This is a genomic window from Terriglobales bacterium, from assembly GCA_035567895.1.
Taxonomy (GTDB): Bacteria; Acidobacteriota; Terriglobia; order Terriglobales; family Acidobacteriaceae; genus Gp1-AA112.
Genome location: DATMPC010000020.1, coordinates 1 through 3,482 on the forward strand (window position 1 = coordinate 1; position 3,482 = coordinate 3,482).

Annotated in this window: 5 protein-coding genes; all 5 read left to right on the forward strand. The window is 55.0% G+C overall.

Annotation, left to right across the window (positions count from 1 at the left end):
• Nucleotides 1-1,210 (forward strand): sigma 54-interacting transcriptional regulator (locus VNX88_05825; protein HWY68162.1); only part of this gene is annotated, 1,210 nt, incomplete at its 5' end.
• Nucleotides 1,211-1,388: 178 nt separating this feature from the next.
• Nucleotides 1,389-1,661: a hypothetical protein gene (locus VNX88_05830; GenBank protein HWY68163.1), complete on the forward strand. Its 273-nt coding sequence runs from the start codon at nt 1,389-1,391 to the stop codon at nt 1,659-1,661.
• Between the two features lie 242 nt (nt 1,662-1,903).
• Nucleotides 1,904-2,710, forward strand: coding sequence for an enoyl-CoA hydratase/isomerase family protein (locus tag VNX88_05835; GenBank protein HWY68164.1), 807 nt, complete (start codon nt 1,904-1,906; stop codon nt 2,708-2,710).
• Nucleotides 2,676-3,011 (forward strand): FAD-dependent oxidoreductase, encoded by a 336-nt coding sequence (locus tag VNX88_05840; protein ID HWY68165.1) that lies wholly within the window; start codon nt 2,676-2,678, stop codon nt 3,009-3,011. The genes VNX88_05835 and VNX88_05840 overlap by 35 nt, the downstream gene beginning before the upstream one ends.
• Before the next feature lies 1 nt (nt 3,012).
• A partial coding sequence (locus tag VNX88_05845; protein ID HWY68166.1) for an isochorismatase family protein occupies nt 3,013-3,482 on the forward strand: 470 nt, incomplete at its 3' end.

The following is a 3,482-nucleotide window of genomic DNA, read 5'->3' on the forward strand; positions in this document are numbered from 1 at the left end:
TCAAAGTAAGTTCTTAAGCGGGTCGCCGTTCGAGACCGAAGCGCGCTTCTTGAGAAAAGACGCGAAGTATCGCTGGTTTCTTTTGCGCTATAACCCCGTGCGAGATGAGCAAGGATGTGTCATTCGTTGGTATCTCGCGGCGACCGATATCGAGGATCACAAACAGGCTGAGCAACGCCTCCAGGAGGAGAACGTTGCGTTGCGCGAAGAAATCGATAGGGCATCGATGTTTGAGGAGATCGTTGGAATTTCCCCGGCCCTGCACGCGGTTCTCTCTCGTGTATCCAAAGTTGCACCAACGGATTCAACCGTTCTGATCACCGGCGAAACGGGAACTGGCAAGGAACTTGTGGCCCGCGCGATCCACAGGAGATCGCACCGCGCCTCGCGCGCTTTTGTCAGTGTCAACTGCGCAGCAATTCCCCACGACCTGATCGCATCAGAACTGTTCGGCCATGAAAAAGGTGCCTTCACGGGGGCAACGCAGCGGCGGCTAGGACGCTTTGAGTTGGCCGAAAGAGGCACCATCTTCCTCGATGAAGTCGGAGACCTTCCTGCCGACACCCAGACCGCTCTCTTGCGTGTCCTGCAGGAACACGAATTCGAGCGTGTCGGTGGTGCTGAAACCATTCGCGCGAATGTCCGGGTGATTGCTGCGACTAACCGTGATTTGGAAGCAGCAATCGCCGCAGGCTCGTTCCGGAGCGACCTCTTTTACCGGCTCAACGTTTTCCCGATCGAGGTGCCTCCTCTTCGGGAACGACAGGAAGACATTCCGGTCCTGGTTGAGTACTTCATCGACCGTTACGCGCAGAAAGCTGGAAAGAGCATCCGTGGGGTTACCAAGAAGAGCTTAGAATTGCTTCAATCGTACCCTTGGCCGGGTAACATTCGCGAATTGCAGAACGTCATCGAGCGATCGGTCATCGTGTGCGATACGGAGAATTTCACCGTGGATGAGAGTTGGCTTTCTCGACAGGCTGTGGCAAGCGAGCCGAAAGGGCACCTGAAGCTATCTCGAAAGCTTGCGACCCAAGAGAGAGAGATGATTGAGGCTGCCCTGCGCGAAAGCGGAGGACAGGTGGCTGGACCGTCAGGAGCTGCGGCCAAACTCGGCTTACCGGGATCTACCTTGGAATCAAAGATCAGGTCACTAAACATCAACAAGAAACTCTTCAGAGCTGTAAATCCTTTAGCAGATCGTCTTTAAATACATTCCCCAGCGAGCCCCTGAGCACGGTTGCGAAATTTCGCAATCGTTGCGACATTTCGCAATCTGAATGTTCGTCAAATTACCTAATTTCAACAGCTTGATATTGGCACCTCGATTGCCGTTACAAACATGCGTGACCGACGTCACACAGCCAAAAATTCTCAGGAGCGGGTGGATGTTAAAGATCACGAGGGCAGCGAACGGAGAGGTGGTCTTTAAGCTGAGCGGTCGAATGGGCGCAAAAGACATAGGCGAGGTGGAAACGCTGATCAGCGCAGAAGCGCACGCTGTCCGCATCGTCTTGGACTTGAAAGACCTAAGGCTGGTGGATCAAGACGTCGTCAGTTTTCTTAGGCGCTGCGAAGCGGACAGCATCCAGCTCAAGAATTGCTCGGCGTACATCCGCGAGTGGATCACGGGGGAACAGAACAAAGGGCCCAACAAATAGTGGGAGGAACGAACACGGCTTTGGGAAATGCAGTTCTTGCGGAAAATCAAAATGATGTCTAAGCCTGTCTCGCCGGGCAAACTTATGATGCGGACATTCCCACACGCGGGACAGCAGAATCTACTTGGTGCCCGATGTTCTGGGCTGTTGTAAGTAGGGAGGCCGTTTCTGACGCAGCCACGACCGAAAGCTCAGTCTAGAGTAGCGGATCATTCTGACCAGAAAAATCAAGGAGGAGAACGATGCAAACACTGGGAGCTGATTACTTCAGTGCCTATCACAATCTAAAAGTGACGCGCGACGCTGACGGTGTGCTGGTTGCTGAATTCCACAGCAACGGCGGGCCGTTCATTATGAGCGCGCCAGCCCACACGGAATTCGTCGATGCCTTCTACCGCATTGCGCAAGATCGAGCCAACAAGATCGTGATCCTGACGGGAGCAGGCGGGGAGTTCATTACTGATGTCGATTGGTCGTCTTTTGGCGACGTCACCGATCCCGGCGTTTGGAGCCAAGTTCATGATGAAGGCGCTCAGGTTTTGGAAAATATAGCCAACATACGCGTGCCGGTCATTGCGGCGATCGAGGGACGCGCGCATGTGCATTCAGACTACGCGCTACTTGCCAGTGTAATTGTGGCGGCCGATGGTGCGACCTTCCAGGATGTGGCCCACTTCGCCGCGGGCATTGCGCCCGGCGACGGAATCTTTACCACCTGGAGTTATCGCGCTGGCGCAGGACGAGCGGAGGCGTTCCTGCTGAACCCACAGCCGCTGGCGGCGCGCACCGCACACGAATGGGGGGTGGTTGCCGAAGTTGTACCAAAAGGAACAGCGCTCAGCAGGGCACGGGAATTGGCCGAGTTGTACTTGAAGGCTCCGGAAGTGACGCGCCGCAACACGCGCGTTCACTTCATTCAACCGCTAAAGGAGCGGATTGTGCGAGAAGTCGGATACGGACTGTCGCTCGAAGGAGCTTCAGCGGCCGATCTCATGAAATCGATGCAAGCCAAGAGTGAAGCTGTCGCTCGGAAAGGACAATCCGCATGAAGTGCCTGAAGAACACTTCATCTGCCCGGGTGAGACGAAGCCGGAGGAGTTGAATCTCCTAATTCTGGGCGGCGGCACGGCAGGAACAATCTCTGCCTGGACCTTTGCTCAGCGCGGGCAGCGCGTCGCAGTCATCGAACGCAAATACATCGGCGGGTCGTGCCCGAACATCGCCTGCTTGCCAAGCAAAACGTCATTCACAACGCGAAGGTTGCTTCGTACCTTCGCAGAAGCGAAGAGTTCGGCATCGCCAAAAGAGATGTCGGGTAATGATTCACACATTCAAACAAAGGAGAAATAGCATGGCTCAACAATCATCGGGCGGAGGCCGCCCCAAACTGAGTGAAAAGGGACTCTTGACTCCTGACAATTGCGTTGTGGCGTTGATCGACCATCAGCCACAAATGCTATTCGGAGTCAGCAATTCCGACCGCCAGGGGATTATCAATAACGTGATCGCACTCGCTAAGGCCACAAGAGTATTCGAACTGCCGGTTGTACTCTCGACTGTCGAAACGAAGTCTTTCAGCGGAAATATGTGGCCGCAGCTCCGGGCGGTCTTTCCCGGCCAGGAACCCATCGAGCGGTCGTCGATGAACTCCTGGGATGACAAGAACTTCGTGACAGCGATCGAAAAAACCGGCCGCAAGAAAATCGTGCTGGCTGGACTGTGGACGGAAACCTGCGTAGCTCTCCCGACGGTACAGGCGATACACGACGGCTACGAAGTCTACGTCGTCGAGGATTGCTGCGGTGACGTAAGCCAGTTGGC

Excerpts from the sequence above, each read along its gene's own strand:
- VNX88_05835 (HWY68164.1), top strand. The coding sequence starts at position 1,904 with ATGCAAACACTGGGAGCTGATTACTTCAGTGCCTATCACAATCTAAAA.
- VNX88_05830 (HWY68163.1), top strand. The coding sequence starts at position 1,389 with ATGTTAAAGATCACGAGGGCAGCGAACGGAGAGGTGGTCTTTAAGCTG.